This is a genomic window from Candidatus Devosia phytovorans, assembly GCA_029202405.1.
GTDB classification, from domain to species: Bacteria; Pseudomonadota; Alphaproteobacteria; order Rhizobiales; family Devosiaceae; genus Devosia; species Devosia phytovorans.
Map to the genome: position 1 here is coordinate 2,424,658 of CP119312.1, position 17,131 is coordinate 2,441,788.

17 protein-coding genes are annotated in these 17,131 nt (G+C 64.2%); 2 read left to right on the forward strand and 15 right to left on the reverse strand.

Translation table 11 applies throughout. The features are described from left to right. Nucleotides 1-10: 10 nt before the first annotated feature. The 6 genes from P0Y65_11975 to P0Y65_12000 all read right to left on the reverse strand — a co-directional run bounded on the left by P0Y65_11975 (nt 11) and on the right by P0Y65_12000 (nt 4,282). Nucleotides 11-493, reverse strand: a complete 483-nt coding sequence (locus P0Y65_11975; protein WEK02926.1) for a hypothetical protein — start codon at nt 491-493, stop codon at nt 11-13. Between the two features lie 227 nt (nt 494-720). Then, a complete protein-coding gene (locus tag P0Y65_11980) occupies nt 721-1,752 on the reverse strand; it encodes a LacI family DNA-binding transcriptional regulator (GenBank protein WEK06787.1) in 1,032 nt (343 codons plus the stop codon). A 68-nt stretch (nt 1,753-1,820) separates the two neighbouring features. Further along, on the reverse strand, nt 1,821-2,156 hold the full coding sequence (locus tag P0Y65_11985; GenBank protein ID WEK02927.1) for a hypothetical protein: 336 nt from the start codon (nt 2,154-2,156) through the stop codon (nt 1,821-1,823). Continuing rightward, entirely contained in the window at nt 2,153-3,034 is an 882-nt protein-coding gene (locus P0Y65_11990) for an NAD(P)-dependent oxidoreductase (protein ID WEK02928.1), read from the reverse strand. The genes P0Y65_11985 and P0Y65_11990 overlap by 4 nt, the downstream gene beginning before the upstream one ends. Next, complete coding sequence (locus P0Y65_11995) at nt 3,031-3,522, reverse strand: gluconokinase (GenBank protein ID WEK02929.1); 492 nt, start codon at nt 3,520-3,522, stop codon at nt 3,031-3,033. The genes P0Y65_11990 and P0Y65_11995 overlap by 4 nt, the downstream gene beginning before the upstream one ends. 10 nt (nt 3,523-3,532) lie before the next feature. Then, nucleotides 3,533-4,282 (reverse strand): SDR family oxidoreductase, encoded by a 750-nt coding sequence (locus tag P0Y65_12000; GenBank protein WEK02930.1) that lies wholly within the window; start codon nt 4,280-4,282, stop codon nt 3,533-3,535. A gap of 91 nt (nt 4,283-4,373) precedes the next feature. On the opposite strand from P0Y65_12000, the gene P0Y65_12005 reads away from it, so the two are divergent. Together P0Y65_12005 and P0Y65_12010 are read left to right on the forward strand one after the other, a co-directional pair. Next, on the forward strand, nt 4,374-5,324 hold the full coding sequence (locus P0Y65_12005) for a 2-hydroxyacid dehydrogenase (GenBank protein WEK02931.1): 951 nt from the start codon (nt 4,374-4,376) through the stop codon (nt 5,322-5,324). Then, the gene (locus P0Y65_12010) at nt 5,324-6,361 is read left to right on the forward strand and encodes an L-idonate 5-dehydrogenase (protein ID WEK02932.1); all 1,038 of its coding nucleotides are present in this window, start codon (nt 5,324-5,326) and stop codon (nt 6,359-6,361) included. Before P0Y65_12005 ends, P0Y65_12010 begins: the two co-directional genes overlap by 1 nt. On the opposite strand, the gene P0Y65_12015 is transcribed toward P0Y65_12010, so the two are convergent. The 9 genes from P0Y65_12015 to P0Y65_12055 form a co-directional block, all read right to left on the reverse strand. Continuing rightward, nucleotides 6,337-8,238, reverse strand: a complete 1,902-nt coding sequence (locus P0Y65_12015; protein WEK02933.1) for a LysR substrate-binding domain-containing protein — start codon at nt 8,236-8,238, stop codon at nt 6,337-6,339. The two genes, P0Y65_12010 and P0Y65_12015, sit on opposite strands and share 25 nt — an antisense overlap. Nucleotides 8,239-8,338: 100 nt before the next feature. Then, a complete protein-coding gene (locus P0Y65_12020) occupies nt 8,339-9,952 on the reverse strand; it encodes a histidine ammonia-lyase (protein WEK02934.1) in 1,614 nt (537 codons plus the stop codon). A 37-nt stretch (nt 9,953-9,989) separates the two neighbouring features. Next, nucleotides 9,990-11,273, reverse strand: a complete 1,284-nt coding sequence (locus tag P0Y65_12025; protein ID WEK02935.1) for a Zn-dependent hydrolase — start codon at nt 11,271-11,273, stop codon at nt 9,990-9,992. Further along, nucleotides 11,270-12,649 carry an amidohydrolase family protein gene (locus P0Y65_12030; GenBank protein ID WEK02936.1) on the reverse strand — a complete coding sequence of 460 codons (1,380 nt, stop codon included), beginning with the start codon at nt 12,647-12,649 and terminating at the stop codon, nt 11,270-11,272. Before P0Y65_12030 ends, P0Y65_12025 begins: the two co-directional genes overlap by 4 nt. 16 nt (nt 12,650-12,665) lie before the next feature. Then, the gene (locus tag P0Y65_12035) at nt 12,666-13,166 is read right to left on the reverse strand and encodes a TIGR02444 family protein (GenBank protein WEK02937.1); all 501 of its coding nucleotides are present in this window, start codon (nt 13,164-13,166) and stop codon (nt 12,666-12,668) included. 1 nt (nt 13,167) lies between these two features. Further along, the gene (locus tag P0Y65_12040; GenBank protein ID WEK02938.1) at nt 13,168-14,175 is read right to left on the reverse strand and encodes an ABC transporter ATP-binding protein; all 1,008 of its coding nucleotides are present in this window, start codon (nt 14,173-14,175) and stop codon (nt 13,168-13,170) included. Continuing rightward, a complete protein-coding gene (locus P0Y65_12045; protein WEK02939.1) occupies nt 14,165-15,193 on the reverse strand; it encodes an ABC transporter ATP-binding protein in 1,029 nt (342 codons plus the stop codon). Before P0Y65_12045 ends, P0Y65_12040 begins: the two co-directional genes overlap by 11 nt. A gap of 1 nt (nt 15,194) precedes the next feature. Then, complete coding sequence (locus tag P0Y65_12050) at nt 15,195-16,118, reverse strand: ABC transporter permease (GenBank protein ID WEK02940.1); 924 nt, start codon at nt 16,116-16,118, stop codon at nt 15,195-15,197. Then, nucleotides 16,115-17,077 (reverse strand): ABC transporter permease, encoded by a 963-nt coding sequence (locus tag P0Y65_12055; protein ID WEK02941.1) that lies wholly within the window; start codon nt 17,075-17,077, stop codon nt 16,115-16,117. Before P0Y65_12055 ends, P0Y65_12050 begins: the two co-directional genes overlap by 4 nt. Nucleotides 17,078-17,131 lie beyond the last annotated feature (54 nt).

The window sequence follows — 17,131 nt, forward strand, 5'->3', positions numbered from 1 at the left end:
CCCATCAGAGCTAGCCACATCGATCGAGTACCTTGCCAATGGCGGCAGAGGAACCCTTGGCGCCAAAGCTCTGACTATCGAGAAATTCCAGGCCACCATTGCTTTTGGTGCGGACGAAGGCGAGATGGATCGTGTCGCCCGCGCCCTGGGCAAGCCGGGCCCATTGCCGTGCGACGGGGCCGCGCACGATAACCGAACTGCCGTCGCTGTCGATGACCGGAAGGTCCTGGGCAAAGCTGGTGTCGCTGCCAGAGGAGACTGCAGAGCCGGATGTGTTGATGGCGATGCTCAGCGAGCTTGCCGCCGCAACCTCGGCGCCCGGCTTACGCACCCAATAGGCCATGGCCAGGTCGCCACCGCGGCAGGCGAACTGGAACTGTGCGTGGACATTGTCAAAATAGGCAATCGGCGTGCTCCCGCCCTCGAACTTCCATTCTGCCGCTGCAGCTGGCGCCGCGAGCAGGCAGAGGCATATGAGGACGGGCTTGAGCATGAAATACTGCGGCGAGTGAAGGACTTGCGGCGCGTAAGCAATACCAGACCGCGCACCCGTATAGTGACGGGGATTTGGTAAAGGCGCTGCTAACGCGACAACAATCGCTTGTCCTAATTGACTGTCAGTACGGCGATCGTTGAACTGGCGGATCGACCTTCCCAAGAACAGACTTGGGACAGGCTCGAGAGCGGCAGGCCACTGCGATTGATCTAGCGCCCCTGCGCTTAACCTGCCAGCAGCCTGCTGGACTGCCGGAGAAGAATTTCCGGTGCAATGATGCTGACGCTGGGCGGCGTCACGCTTTCACTCGAAATCGCGCGCACCACCGCTCGCGCGGCCGACGAGCCTATCTCCAGCGGATAGGGATCAATGGTCGTCAGCGCGGGCACGCATATGCTGGAAATTTCATAGTTGCCGAACCCTGCGAGTGCGATCTGTCCGGGGACATCGATGCCCAGGCGCTGGCATTCGGTCAGGGCACCAAATGCAACAAGGTCAGAAACGGCGACGACTGCCTCGGTATCGGGTGCAGCGTCGAGCAGCGACTGCATCGCGCTGGCGCCCTCGCGCATGGAAATGGGCGGTGTTCCCGCCGCAACGAGGCGTGTGGCGTCAAGCCCGTGGCGTTGCATGGCAGCAACGAAACCATTGCGACGGTCCGCACCGCGAGAATCCCGGCTGGTGTCACCACCGATGAAAGCAATTCGGGACTTGTTCAGCGCCACGAGATGATCGACCAGCATGCCCGCAGCATCGGCATTGGAAAAGCCGACCACGTGGCCTACTGGATTGTTCGGCAGGTCCCATATTTCGACAACCGGGATGCCCGCGCCCTCCAACAGCCGGCGGCAACGCGGCGTGTGATGGCCGCCGGTGACGACGATGGCTTCGGGGCGACGCCGCAGGAGCTGCTCGACCAGTGCCTCCTCTTCGTCAAGATCGTAGTCGGTATAGCCGAGCAATGGCTGCAGGCCATGCGCCTTCAGGCCTTCCGACAGACCACGTACTGTATCGGCAAAATTGGCATTGTTGATCGAGGGGATGGTGACGGCGACGAAGCCGGTGCGCTGCTGGCGCAAGTTGGCGGCAGTCGCATCGAAGACATAGCCCAATTCCTCGACGGCCTGCAGGATGGCTTCCCGGGTCTGGGCATTGATGGAGGTGCCATCGCGCAAAGCACGGCTGACGGTCATGGGCGAAACGCCGACCCGGCGGGCGATATCCTGCATCGTCGGTGGGCGGCGTGGCGGCATCAGCGTCTCCGTCGCGGAGGGAAAGGCGCCGCCAAATGATCAGCGACGCCTTTGGGGTTCAAGCGAAAAGCTCAGAGCTCTTCATAGTCTTCGGCATCCATCCAATGGTGATGGATGGTGCCGGTGAAGAAGCGGGCAATTACGGCATCGGTGGCGGCACAGGCGCGCGGGCGGACGTCGCTGGCTAGGGCGGCATCGCAGGTGGCGAGGTCAGGATAGGAGACGGCCAGAATCATCGGGAATTCGGTGGCGCCGTCGTCGCGCTTGACGGCATAGGAGACGCGGACCGAAAGGGCGCCGGGAAACTGCTTCCAGTGCGGCAGGATTTCTGCGGTCACAGCAGCGCGAAACGCGGCTTCCTGACCCTCGTGCACCTTGCCTTCGAAGAGGGCGTAGCGGGTAATCATAGAAACTTCTCCTTGGAGGGGCCGCTGAAATATTCCATCAGCGCGGCCTGGTCTTCGCCGCCAAGTCCGGCTTTGGTCAGGAGGCGATGGATTTCGGCAGCGAGCGTGGTGAGGGGCATGGTGACGTCCGTCTGGCGGGCCAGATCGTGGGCGCCGTCGAGGTCCTTGACCATGTTGTCGATGCGGCCGGTGCGACGATAATCGCGGGCGGCAAAGCGGGGCATGTATTCCTGCAGCAGGGCCGAGTCAGCACGACCACCCTTGAGTGCGGCGGGGATGCGCTCGACGTTGACCCCAGCCGCTTCGGCCAGGGCCGTGGCTTCGGCGACCGCCATGAAACCGAGGCCGCAGAGCACCTGGTTGATGATTTTCGTGGTCTGGCCGGTGCCGACCGGGCCCATATGGGTCTGGTTGGAAGCGACAATGGCGAGCACCTGCTGGGCTTCGATGACATCGGCTTCAGCGCCACCCTGCATGAGCGTCAGCTGGCCGATGGCCGCCTTGGGGGCGCCGCCCGAGAGCGGGCTATCGACCCAGCGCAGCCCAAGCGACGCGGCTTCATCGGCGAGTTCGCAGGTGGCGCCGGGATCGATGGAGGACATGTCGATGATCAGCGTGCCGGGGGCCGCGCCTTCGGCAACGCCGCCGGGGCCGAAGACGGCGGCGCGGACGATTTTTGGTACGTTGAGACTGAGGATTATGGCGCTGGAGCCGCGGGCCGCATCGGCGGCGCTGGGGGCGGCTGTGGCACCCTGGGTGACGAGGGCTGCGACCTTTTCAGCGTCGAGGTCGAAGACTTTGAGCGCCGTGCCAGTGGTGGCGAGGCGGGCGCCGATGGCGCCACCCATGGCGCCGGCACCGATCAATCCGATGGTCATGCTTGTCTCCCTTTCACATAGTCCAATGCAGCGGCGACTGCGGCGTCAGGCGGCAGCCCGATATCCACGGTCAGTGCCTCGTCGTCGCCAGGTGGCTCAAGTGTTGCCAGCTGGCTGTCGAGCAGCGAGACGGGCATGTAGTGGCCGGGTCGCTCCTGCATGCGCCGGGCGAGCAGGTCGCGCGAACCGGCAAGATGGATGAAGCGAACATCACCCCCTGCCCCGGCGCGGATGTGGTCGCGATAGCTGCGCTTGAGGGCTGAACAGGAGACCACGGCAGATGGGCGATCGGCGAGGCTCTGCGCCACCGCAGTCAACCAAGGCCAGCGATCGTCGTCGGTCAGGGGCGTGCCGCTGCGCATCTTTTCGACATTTGCAGGCGGGTGCAGGGCGTCGCCTTCGAGAAAGGGAATGCCGAGCTGTTCCGCCAGAGCCGCGCCGAGACTGGACTTGCCGCAGCCGGAAACGCCCATGACCACGATCTTCATGGCTGTGCCCTCAGAGCGAGGCCGTGACGCCGCCATCGACATAAAGCGTATGGCCATTGACGAAGCTCGATGCGGGGGACGCGAGGAAGATGCAGGCGCCAACCAGTTCTTCCACCTTGCCCCAGCGACCGGCGGGAGTGCGCTTTTCGAGCCAGGCCGAGAAGGTGTCGTCGGCAACGAGGGCGGCATTGAGCGGAGTGTCGAAATAGCCGGGCGCGATGGCATTGCACTGCAGGCCATATCTGGCCCAGTCGGTGCACATGCCCTTGGTGAGATTGCCTACGGCGCCCTTGGTGGCGGTGTAGGGAGCGATGGAGGGGCGCGCCAGCGACGTCTGGACGCTGGCGATGTTGATGATCTTGCCGGCCCCGCGCGTGATCATGTGGCGGGCAACGGCCTGGCCGACGTTGAAGACACTCATGACATTGGTCTGCAGCAGCAGATTGAAGGCGTCAGCCGGGAAATCTTCCAGCGGCGCGCGAAACTGCATGCCGGCATTGTTGACCAGAATGTCGATGGCGCCATGTTCGGCCTCGAAGGCATCGACGGCAGAACGGACGGCGGCGTGATCGGTCACGTCGAAGGCGAGGATTTCGGCGCCGGGGATTTCGGCGGCGGCAGCAACGAGCTTTGCGGCATCGCGGCCATTGAGGACGACGGAGGCGCCCGCCTCGGCCAGACCCTTTGCCAGCGCCAGGCCAATGCCCTGGGAGGAGCCGGTCACGAGCGCACGGCGGCCGGTGAGATCAAAAATCTGCATTGGGTGCTCCTTGCCACAAAACGGGCTCGACAGATGCGGTTTCTTCTGTTTGTTATCGATAACAATTTCTGTCAAGCGAAAAGCCTTCTCCATGACCAAGCCGCAAATTCTTCAGATGGGCCCCTATCCCGAATGGGACCAGGTGCCTCTCGAAGCCGAGTTCACCGTGCACCGCCATGACCTGGCGGCAGACAAGGCGGCGCTGCTAGCCGAGGTCGGGCCAAAGGTGCGCGGCATTGCCACGCGTGGAGAACTAGGCGCATCGGCCGAGGTGATCGCGGCATGTCCCAAGCTTGAAGTCATCAGCGTCTATGGCGTTGGCTATGACGCGGTGAACCTCGAGGCCTGCCGGGCGCGGGGCATTCGCGTGACCAATACGCCGGATGTGCTGACCAATGACGTAGCGGACCTGGGCGTCGCGATGATGCTGGTGCAGTCGCGCGGCATGATCGGCGCCGAGAGCTGGGTGCGCGACGGATCCTGGGCGGCACAGGGGCTTTATCCGCTCAAGCGCCGGGTCTGGGGCAAGCGCGCCGGCGTGCTCGGCCTCGGGCGGATCGGCTTTGAAGTGGCCAAGCGGCTGGCCGGGTTTGACCTAGAGATTTCCTACAGCGACGTCTCGGCAAAGGATTTTGCGCCAGAAAGCTGGCGTTTCGTGGCCGATCCGGTGACGCTGGCGCGCGATGTGGACTTTCTGTTCGTGACGCTCGCCGCCTCGGCTGCGACGCGGCATATCGTGGGCGGGGATGTGATCGAGGCCCTCGGGCCCGAGGGCATGCTGATCAATATTTCCCGCGCCTCGAATGTGGACGAAGAGGCGCTGCTGACGGCGCTGGAGAGCAAGACACTGGGCTCGGCGGCACTCGATGTGTTCGAGGGCGAACCCAAGCTCAATCCGCGCTTCCTGGCGCTGGACAATGTGCTGCTGCAGCCGCACCATGCCTCGGGCACGATCGAGACCCGCAAGGCTATGGGTCAATTGCTGCGCGACAATCTCTCCGCGCATTTTGCCGGCCGCAACCTCCCAACCCCGGTGCTCTGATGAAAGCCATTGTCATTCATGCCGCCAAGGATCTTCGCATCGAGGATCGTCCTGCCGAACAGCCGGGAGCCGGCGAGGTATCGCTGCGGCTGGCGACGGGCAGCGTCTGCGGCTCGGATCTGCACTATTACCACAACGGCGGCTTCGGCACGGTGCGGCTGCGCGAGCCGATGATCCTGGGCCATGAAGTCTCGGCCTATGTCGAGGCGCTGGGCGAAGGCGCAACCGGGCTCAGCGTAGGGCAATTGGTGGCGGTGTCGCCGTCGCGGCCCTGCGGGCACTGCAAATATTGCCAGGAGGGTCTGCAGAACCAGTGCCTCAACATGCGGTTCTATGGCTCGGCCATGCCCTTCCCGCATATCCAGGGTGCGTTCCGCGAGCAATTGGTGGCGCTGGCCAGCCAATGCGTGGTGGCCGAAAGCCTCACGCCGGGCGAAGCGGCCATGGCCGAGCCTTTGGCGGTGACGCTGCATGCGACGCGGCGGGCGGGGCAGATGTTTGGCAAGCGGGTGCTGGTGACCGGCAGCGGGCCGATCGGGGTGCTGTCCATTCTGGCTGCGCGCCGAGCCGGAGCGGCGGAGATCGTGGCCACGGACCTTTCGGATTTCACGCTGTCGATTGCCAAGGCAGCGGGCGCCGATCGCGTCATCAATACGGGCAAGGAGCCGGAGGCGCTGGCCGCCTTTGGCGCCGACAAGGGCTATTTCGACGTGCTCTACGAGTGCTCGGGCGCGGCCCCTGCCCTCGCCTCGGGCATCGGCGCCTTGCGTCCGCGAGGCGTCATCCTGCAGCTTGGCATGGGCGGCGACATGACCATCCCGATGCAGGCGATCACCGCCAAGGAGCTGGACCTGCGCGGATCCTTCCGCTTCCACGAGGAGTTCGCGCTGGCTGTGGAACTGATGCAAAGGAAGCTGATCGACGTGCGTCCGCTGATCACCCACACCGTGCCGCTGGACCAGGCGCCGGAGGCCTTTGCGCTGGCGTCGGACCGGTCGCAGGCGATGAAGGCTCAGATCGTCTTTTCGGCGACTTGAGCGGTTTCAACCGGCTCGGCCTGATGGCCGGGCCGGAAGACGCGGGTGAATTCCTGCACGATGGCGCGCTCGGCCTCGGAGAGTTCGCGCTCTGCCGAAAAGATCAGCGACAGGGCGCTTGAGAGCTCGTCCTGACGGATCGGCACCATCTGCAGATTGCCGGCTTCGATATCCTGCCGCACCGAGGATGCCGGCAGGATGGTGCAGAGCGGCGCCTTACGCACCATGGAGATCGCCAGGGCTAGCGAGCCCACTTCCACCACAGGCTTCAGCCTTAGCGAGCGCTGGTGGGCTGCGTCGGCGAAGCTCTGGTGGATAGAGAGGTGATGGCGACCCAGCACGAGCGGCAGTGCCACGACGTCCTCGAGCCGGAATTCCTTACGGCCGCCCAGATTGACCAAGGGATGGGCGATGACGGCCAGCGGCTCCATCGGCCCCAGCCGGATACGGGCCACCTGCGTATTGACCACGCCGACAATGGCCAGATTGAGGTCGCCGGCGCGCACGCGTTCATGCAGCACGGTGTTGGAGCTTTCGACGACCTGAAGCTGCCAGTCGGGGTGGCGGGCATGGATGCGGGTGACGACTTCGGCGATGCGCTCGGTCAGGGCGCTGTCGTGGCCCGAGCTGGGGAGCGTGCCGATGGTGACCCGGGCCTCGGAATGGGCGGCGATGTCATGCGCCTTGCGGATGATCCAGTCCTGCCGCTCCTCGATGCCATTGGTGAGGCCACGCACCATTTCGCCAAGTGGGGAGAGCGTTGCGCCCTCTTCGGTGCGGCGCAGCAGCGCGCCGCCCATCACATCCTCCATCTGCGAGATGTTCTTGGAGACCGAGGACTGCGCCGTATTGGCAACACGCGCCGCTGCAGAAATACTGCCGGTGTGGGCGGCGAGGTTAAAATAGTGGATCTGGCGGGTGGTGAGCCGTGGCGTGAAGGCAATCGTGCCTTCCTCGGCCAGCTGGCGCTGCAGGGCGGCCAGGAAGACATTGCCATAGTCGGCGGCGCTGCCCGAGAGCTGGCCATAGATGGAAGAGACGAAGCGCGGATTGAAGGGCACGACCTCGTGGCGCGCGAGGCCAAGGCGGATGGGCAGCAGGTTGGACGGCATCAGCAGGCGCAGATGGGGATGTTCGCGCAGGATATCGGCGAGCTGGGCCGGCTCCTCGTCGCGGAACTGCAGCTGGTGCGCAAAGCCACGGCCGTGGGCGAAAGCCAGCATGACATCGGTGATCTCGGGCCGCATGCGCAGCATGGTCAGCTGGTCGGTTTCCACCGTCTCGCCGACACGGCTGCCCGGGCTGCCAACGACAATCCAGGGATCGTCATAGAGCGGGATGGCCGCAGCTGGGGCCTTGGTGCGATTGGCATAGAAGAGCCGGATGTAGCCCTGCTGTTCCGGAAGGGGTTCGGAGGCCGACAGTCCGATGGGATCGCCGGCATCATTGCTGTCGAAGCCGGCAAAGCGCCATTCGACCATCAGTTCAGGATGGGAGACGATCAGGTCCTGACAGGTGCGTAACAGCGCGCGCGACACCCGGCCGATGGCGAAGTTGAGTTCAAGGTCGACAGTCAGCTTGACCTGGCGGGCGCCCTGAAGCGGTCGGGCCTTGCGGGCGATTTCCTCAAGATAGAGCAGCTGCGTGCCGACGCGAAACAGCCAGAAGGCGGAGGGCAGCAGGTCGAGGCCGCCGGCGCGGCGCACGAAGAGCTTGAGGCCGAGCTTTTCCTCAAGACCATGCAAGGCCATGGACAGCGCAGGCGCGCTCTGGTCGAGGCGTTTGGCGGCGTCGGCGAGGCGGGGCGACTGGCAGGCCAGAACGAACTTTGACAGCAAAGAGAGTTCGAGGCCGGCCTTATCCATAAGAGGCAGCATAGGGCCGGCCATCATCGTGCTCAAGCCATGCAAAGAGAGACGAGAAAATGACCCGCAACAGCGCTTGTCAGCACTGCCGCGGGTCCAGTCAGGAACTGAATTAGTTCAGTGCGCCGACGGCGGTTTCAGCGGCGGCAAGAACCTTGCCGGCGTTGAGCATGGCGATCATGGGCAGGATCTGGTCCTGCATGTAGCCGTCCTGCTCCTGCAGCGGGACTGCATCGGCGATGGCGTCATAGAGTGCCTGGGTGCCCTTGCCGAGGGCATACTGGCCGAGCGCGTCGCGGGTGAGGAAGATGGCCTTGGTGGCGAGCAGAGCTTCCACGGCGACGATCTTGGGCAAGTTGGAGAGAACCTGCTGGGCCTTGCGCGCAGACCAGGCGGCCATCGAGACATGATCTTCCTGGCTGGACTTGGTCGGGATGGTATCGGCGACCGAGGGGAAGGCCAGGGTCTTGTTTTCCGAGGCGATGGCGGCAGCGGCAGTTGAGAGAATGCCATAGCCGTAGTTGAGGCCGATCGGCTTGCCGGCAAGGTTGGGCGGCAGGCCGTAGTTGAGCGTGGTATCGCAAAGCGCGAACAGGCGACGCTCGGAGATATTGCCGATCTCGATCAGGGCGATGGCGAGAAAGTCCATGGCGAAAGCGATGGGCTCGCAGTGGAAATTGCCGCCCGAGAGGAATTCGAGCGCACCGGCCTCGTTCCAGAACACCAGCGGATTGTCGGTCGCGGCATTAAGCTCGCGGGTCATCAGCGTCTTGGCATGCTCGAGCTGGTCACGGCAGGACCCATGGACCTGCGGCAGGCAGCGGAAGGAATATTGGTCCTGGATGCGGGCATGGTGCACCGGATGCAGGATGTCGTCTTCGAGGCGCACGGCGCGGGCCGATTCCGAGGTGCGGCGCGAGCCGGTGATCATGCGGCGGATGTTTTCGGCGGCATTGATCTGGCCGGGCTGCTTGCGCACGGCATGGATGCGGGCGTCGAAAGCGGCCTGTTCGCCACGGATGGCTTCGAGGCTGAGGGCGCCGATGGCATCGACGGTCTTCATCAGCTGCTCGGCATCCCAGATGGTCAACGAGCCCATGCCGGCGCAGAGGCTGTTGCCATTGATCAGCGCCAGGCAATCCTTGGCCTTGAGGTCGAACTTGGTGGGCGAAATGCCGGCCAGTTCGAGCGCCTTGGGCGCGGGCATGCGGGTGCCCTGGTAGATGGCTTCGGCCTTTTCATAGCCGATCAGCACCGACACCATATGGGCCAGCGGGGCCAGATCGCCCGAAGCGCCCACCGAACCCTGGATGGGGACAATGGGGTGGACGCCGTTGTTGAGCATGGCGATCAGGCGATCGACGACCTCGATGCGCAGGCCCGAGACGCCAACGCAGAAGGCATTGATGCGGACGGCCATCATGGCGCGCACGATTTCCTCTGAAGCCGGTTCGCCCAGGCCCGAGCAGTGCGACAGCACGATGTTGAGCTGGAACTGCTCGTTGTCGGCCTGATTGATCTTGTAGTCCTTGAGCTTGCCGACGCCGGTGTTGAAGCCATAGGTCGGCGGGGCGTTTTCGGTCAGCCAGTTTTCTTCGATATAGGCGCGCTTCTTGACGATTTCGGCGCGGGCAGCAGGCGCCAGCTCGACCTTGACGCCTTCACGGGCGATGCGGACGACCTGTTCGATGGTGAGGCTGTCGCCGTCGAGAACAATGGTGCTCATTTCTTCATTCCTTTGAGGGGCGCCGAGGGGGAGGCGCTTAAGCGGTAGGGGCCAGGGGCCGCTGATCGAGGGTGGAAAGGGTGAGGGTCAGCACATCGGCCGCGCGGGCGATGGCTTCATTATCGGTCCATTCTTCGGGGGCATGGCTGATGCCGCCTCTGGAAGGCACGAAAATCATGGCGGCGGGGGCGATGCGGGCAACGAAAGCCGCATCGTGTCCGGCGCCGGATGCGAGGGGACGCGTGGCAAGGCCATGCGCGTCCGCCGCATCCCTGATGAGGGTCTGGAGGCGATCGTCGCAGGCGACCGCGAAGGTGCGGCTGAGGCGCTCGATGGCGGCGACCACGCAGCCCTCGGCTGTCGCGGCGTCTGCGGCCAGGGTCTCGATGAGGGCAAGGTAGTCGTCCATGGCCGCGTCGTTTTCGGCGCGGATATCGACGATGGCTTCCGCCGCCCCTGGCACGACATTGGCGCCATTGGGTTCGAGATGCATGACGCCGATGGTGGCGGTGAAATGGCCGCGGCCCTTGTCGGCCTCGGCGCTGGCCGCATCGCGCAGGGCGATCAGGAGGCGCGATATGGCGATACCGGCGTCCTTGCGCATGGCCATGGGTACGGTGCCGGCGTGGCCAGCCTCGCCTTCGAGGCGCAGGCGGACACGGGCGATGCCGGCAATGCCGGAGACAACGCCAAGCGGAATGTCTTCGGCTTCGAGGACCGGGCCCTGCTCGATATGGATTTCGACAAAGGCTGCGACATCGCTACGGATGGTTTGCGCGATGGCCTCGGGCTTGCCGCCCATGCGGGTGATGGCAGTGTCGAGGCGCTCGCCATCAGGACCAGACATGGCGAAATGGGTGTCCGTCAAAGCCCCGACCATGCCGCGGCTGCCGATGCAGGAGAGACCCCATTCGCTGGGTTCTTCAGCAAGAAAGTCGACGAGCTCGATACTGTGTTCCGGCTGGTAACCGGCAAGACGAAGCGCGCGGATGGCGGCAAGGCCACAGAGGATGCCGGCAATGCCATCGAAGCGTCCGCCGCTGGGGACGGTGTCGCTGTGCGAACCGGTCATCAGCACGGGGCGATCGGGATTGGATCCGAACCAGGTGCCGGTGAGATTTCCCGAAGTGTCGATATGGGTTGCAAGGCCCTCTTCGGCAAAGCGCGCGGCAAGATAGTCCCGCCCCTTGAGAAACATGGGTGTAAAGGACCGGCGCGTCCACGGCTTGCCGGGTTCGGTCAGATCGGCCAGCGCGTCGAAGTCGCGCTGCAGCTGCTCGCGGTCGACCTTGAGTGGCGTATTGGTCAGGGCCATGTTCATGCGGCGGCGCTCACGGCCTGTGGCCGGCTGGGCTTGACGAAGCGACCATTGCCGGGCTGGGCCAGGACATTGCTGCCATCGAAAACCATTTCGCCGCGCAGGAAGGTGGCCACTGGCGCGTGGCGGATCAGGCGGCCTTCATAGGGGCTCCAGCTCACGACATTGTGGCCGCTGGCGGCGGGATCGTAATAGCGCGGGCGCTCGGCAAAGACGGCGAAGTCGGCATCGAGGCCAAGGCCAAAGCCGCCCTTCTGGTCGGCGATGCGGAAGAGGCGCGCCGGATTGGAGGCGAGGAGCTTGGCGGCATGGGTCAGCGGCAAGCCACGATCGGTCAGGCCGTCGAGCAGGAGGCTCGGGAGCACTTCGAGACTGGGCATGCCGGAAGCGTTTTCGAGCATGACCGGCGAGGACTTGCGCTCGAGGCCCCAAGAGACGTGATCAGTCGAGACGATGGTGATGTGGCCGGCGGCCAGGTGCTGCCAGAGTTTTTCGCGCTCGGCAGCCGAGCGGATCGGCGGATTGCACTTGGCGCGACCCAGCATGCGCGACACGTCTTCCTCTTCAGAGCAGACGAGATAGTGGATGCAGGCTTCGATGGTCGCGTCGACACCCTGGGCGCGATAGGCCTGGGCGATGTCATAGCCGCGACCGACCGAGCAATGCACGATATGGGCGGAGGCGCCGGTGGCTTGAGCGATTTCGTAGACTTCGGCAATGGCCAGGGTCTCGGCGATCGGCGGGCGGCTTTCGCCATGGGTGCGATAGTCGGTGCGGCCGGTGGCCTTGATGGCCTTGCTCCAGACCTGGACGCATTCGTCATTCTCGTTGTGCACGCCGGCAATGAGGCCAGTCTTGGCCACTTCGGTGAAGGCGGCATGCAGCAGCGGCGTGGGAATGCGCGGAAAGCGGGTGGAGTCGGTATTGAAGGTCGAGAACTTGAACGAGGCGGCGCCGGCCTCGGCCATTTCGGCGATATGGGCGGGACCATGGGCTGGATTGATCGTGCCATAGAGCGCGAAATCGACGCGGGCCAGTTCGCCGGCACTGCGGGCCTTTTCGCGGATCATGTCGCCGGTCGAGATCAGCAGACCCGCATCATAGGGCATGTCGACGATGGTGGTGACACCACCGGCTGCAGCCGAGCGGGTCGACCAGTCGAAATCTTCCTGGTCCTTCTGCGAGCGCGAATGGACCTGGCCGTCGATGACGCCGGGCAGCACGATGGCGTCGCCGAAATCATGCACGTCCCTCGCAGCGGGCGCGTCGCCGCTGCCCAGGTGAGCGATCTTGCCATCGCGCACGGCTGCATAGCCGCGCTCGACAATGCCATCCTCGCCGACAAACCGGCCGCGAATTACCGTATCGAAATCAGTCATGATCCTGGGCTTTCAATCAGTCCAGCGCCATGGAGCGCAGGACCTGCGCGTCATAGGCCTGGTGGAAGGTCTTGATGAAGTCAGTGGCGGCAAGTGCCGGGGCACCACGGATGGCCAAATAGGTCAGCGCCGTGCTCTCCGCGTCGTCGCGGGCAGGCGGGAAGGTTTCGGCCAGGCGGAGCACCTGCAGGCGTTCGGCTTCGAGCTCAAGACGCTTGATGTCGTCGCGCAGGCCCAGTTCGGCGGGGTCGGTGAACTTGCCCTTCATCTCACGGCGGGCGAAGCGCAGCGGCAGGATGGCGGCGCCGCGCCAGGCGTCGCAATCCTCGATCAGCTTGGTCAGCGCCTCGCGTCCGATCAGGTGCCCTGCCCTGTCGGCAAGGCAGAGGACCAGCAGCAGGGGCACGTCCAAGTCATAGCCTTCCTGGACGGAGAGGCAGGCGCGCGCCAGATCGCCGTCGCGATAGGCGGCGCACATATCCGGCCAGAGCCGCTTGAGAAAACCGGTGCTCGTCATGTTACGCCGCCATTCCGGGGGCCGGTTCATCATGGGGATGATGGCAGGCCACCGCCTGGCCGTTCGGCGCTTCGGTGAGGACAGGGACGTTTTCGACGCAGATGTCGCTGGCGCGCGGGCAGCGGGTGCGGAAGGCACAGCCGCTTTGCGGGCGATTGCGCGAGGGCATGATGGTGCGCTTGCCGTCGGGCATGATCTTGCGCGAGGCATCGACCACGGGGACCGCTTCGAGCAGGGTACGGGTATAGGGGTGGGCGGGACGATCATAGATCTGCGGCCCGGTGCCCAGTTCGACGATGCGGCCCATATAGAGCACGGCGACGCGATCGCTGACATTCTTCACCACGGCGAGATCGTGCGAGATGAAGATCAGCGCCAGCTTGCGGTTCTCGCGGATGTCCTGCAGCAGGTTGATGACCTGGGCCTGGACCGAGACGTCGAGCGAGGCGACGGGCTCATCGCAAACGATGAGTTCGGGCTCGACGGCGAGCGAACGGGCGATGGCGATGCGCTGGCACTGGCCGCCGGAAAACTGGTGCGGCTTGCGACCGGCGACGGTTTCGAGGTCGAAGCCAACGGCGTTGAGCGCATCCTTGACGCGTTCGGCGCGCTCGCCTTTGCGCTTGCCCTGGATGACAAGACCTTCGGCGACGATATCTTCCACGTTGCGGCGCGGATTGAACGAAGACAGCGGATCCTGAAAGATCATCTGCAGCTTCTCGCGCATCAGGCGCATATCGGTGCTGGAGAGGCTGTTGAGATAGGTCTTTTTGTAGCGCACGTCGCCGCCGGACGTGGTGTTGGCACCGGGCAGCAGGCGGAGGATGGCGCGACCGATCGTGGTCTTGCCGCTGCCGCTCTCGCCGACGAGCCCCAGGGTTTCACCAGCGGCGACGGAGAAGGACACGTCGTCGACAGCCTTCATCTGCTTGCCTGAGCGAGTGAAGCTGACGGAGAGGTTGCGGACTTCGAGGATGGTGTCTTCGGCGGGCACGAGATCACTGGACATGGGCGGTCTCCGCAGAGGCAGGGCGGGCAACTTCGGGGAGCGGGTTGTGGCAGGCGAAGCGATGCGATGCATCAACGCCGGTTGACATGGCTGGCATCACGTCGTGGCAGACCTGCGTGGCGGACGGGCAGCGCGGCGAGAAGGGGCAGCCGACCGGGCGATTGGCCAGGTTGGGCGGCTGGCCGGGAATAGTGCGCAAGCGGGAATGGGCCGGCTGATCCATATGCGGCATGGCCGAGAGCAGAGCTTCGGTGTAGCGATGACGCGGGTTGCGGAAGACTTCGCGCGTGGGGCCGTATTCGACGACATTGCCGCCGTAGAGCACGAGGATTTCGTCGGTGCGGCCGGCAACCACGCCCAGGTTATGCGACACGAGGATCATCGACATCTGCCGCTCGGCCTGGATGGTCTGCAGCAGGTCCAGAACTTCCTTCTGCACGGTCACGTCGAGGGCCGTGGTGGCCTCGTCGGCGATCAGCAGATCCGGCTGGCAGATCAGGGCTGCGGCGATCATGATGCGCTGCTTCATGCCGCCGGAGAACTGGTGCGGATAATAGTCGTAGCAATCCTCGGGGTCGGGCATGCCGACGAAGGACAGCAGTTCGATCGCCCGGGTGCGCGCCTCGGTCTTGGAAAGGCCAAGATGGATGCAACCGGCCTCCTCGATCTGGCGACCGATCTGGACGAAGGGATTGAGCGAGGTCATCGGGTTCTGGAAGACGATGCCGACCTTGCGGCCAACCAGCTTGGCACGCTTCTTTGGCGAAAGCGTCGAGAGGTCATCGCCATCGAGGGTGATCTTGCCCGACATGCGCATGCCGCGCGGAGCGATGCCCATGATGGCCTTGATCAGCATGGACTTGCCGGCGCCCGATTCCCCGACGATGCCGAGGGCACGGTGGGTATCGAGGCTGAAGTTGATCTCCTGCAGGATCTGTAGCGGGCCCTTGCTGGAGTCGAGCTCGCAGGTCATGGCCTCGCAGGAGAGGACCGGGCGGGATGTGGTGGTCATGTCCATCTCAGCTCTCCCGTTCGCGGCTGTTGAGGCGCTGCGCCAGGTAGTCGCCAATGGTATTGAAGGCGTAGACCGTCAGCACGACAGCAAGCACTGGTCCGAGGAGCAGCAGTGGGAAGCGGCTGATCAGGTCCGTGGAACTGGCGATCATGCCACCCCAGCTCGGTGCCGGCTCGGGAATGCCGTAACCGAGGAAGCTCAGCGAGCCTTCGGTGATGATGAGACCCGCCATCAGGGTGGGCATGACGGCAGTGAGCGCCGGGATGAGGTTGGGCAGGATTTCCCGCAGCATGATGCGGCCATCCGTGGCGCCCATGGCGCGGGCGGCCAGGACGTAGTCACGATTGGACTGCGAGATGACGCCCGCCTTGGCGACGCGGGCATAGGTGCCGATGTCGAAAATGCCGAGTACGACGATGATGGTGACGACAGAGGGACCAGTGACGGCCATGAACGCCAAGACCACAAGCGTCGAAGGCATGGCCGCGAGCGCGTTGGCGAAAAGGTCCACGGCGCGCTCGAAAATGCCGCGATAGTAGCCCGCAAGCATGCCCAACAGCAGTCCCGAGGCCACGGCGATGGTGGTCGAGAGCGCGACGATCATCAGCGAGGTCCGCGCGCCATGCAGGACGCGGGAGAGGATGGAGCGGCCGATGTCATCGGTGCCAAGCAGGCCATTCAGGGTCAGATCAGGCAGCGCCGAAAAGTCGCCGTAAGGCAGACGGGGGCTGACGAGACCTGGAATATAGTCAACGAACAGGGCGACAAGGACCAGCAGGACCAGGAAAATGGCAGCCAGAGCCTCGAAGGGCGTGGCACCGGGCATCTTGAGCTTGGCTGACCATGGCATGGCCGCGCGCACGATCTGGCCGAGCGTTGCGTTTTCTGGGCTGGGCTTGAGGACCGGGGTGTTGCCGATATCGGTCATGATACTTTCACCCGCGGATCGATGAGCGCGTAGCCGAGATCGACCAGCATGAAGACGATGACGAAAATGGTGACCGTGAGCGAGAGAATGGCCTGAACCAAGGGAATATCGTGGCTCTTGACCGCGCTCAGAATGGTCCAGCCGATGCCGGGTACCGCGAAGAAGCTTTCCACAACGAAGGAACCGGCCAGCATATAGGTCAGCGACAGGCCCATCACGGTCAGGATCTGTGGCATGGCCGGGCGCAGGGCGTGATGGAACAGGATATAGGCCAGCGGCAGGCCACGGGCGCGGGCCACCGCGATATAGTCTTCCTGCAGCGTGGTGACGAACTCGTTGCGCGCCACGCGATACAGATAGGCCGTCTGGTGCAGGCTCAGGCAGAGCACAGGCAGCGCAACGTACCAGAGATTGGCCAGCGGGTTTTCAGTGAATTTCGCCCAGCCAGTCGCCGGGAACCAGCGGAGCACCATGGCGAATATATAGGCCAGCAGCACGACGATGACGAAGGTGGGAACGGCCAGCAGCAGGGTCGACACCGAGCGCATGACCTTGTCCGCCAGCTTGTTGGGATGGCTGGCAGTATACATGGCGATTGGCACGCCGATCAGCGATACGGCCATGGCGAGGAAGGCGATCTCGAAGGTCACGGCGGCGCGTTCGAGCACGACGCCGACGATGGGCTGCTGGCTGAACATGGTGACGCCAAGGTCACCGCGCAGCAGATTACCCAACCAGTTGAGGTAGCGCTGCCAGAGCGGCAAATCGTAGCCATAGGTGGCGTTGAGATCGGCGATCTGCTCGGGCGTGGCATAGTCGCCAAGGATCAATTGACCGACAGAACCGGGCGCCAGGCTGGAAAGTGCGGTCGCGCTGAAGGTTACCAGCAGGAAGACCAGAACGCCAGCGATCAATCGCGAAGATATGGCCCTAAAATAGGGCGTTGCGCTTTTGAGCACGTCAGTTCCCTTTCCAATTCCGGCGGTGGATGCAGTGCTACACCCGCCGCCCTC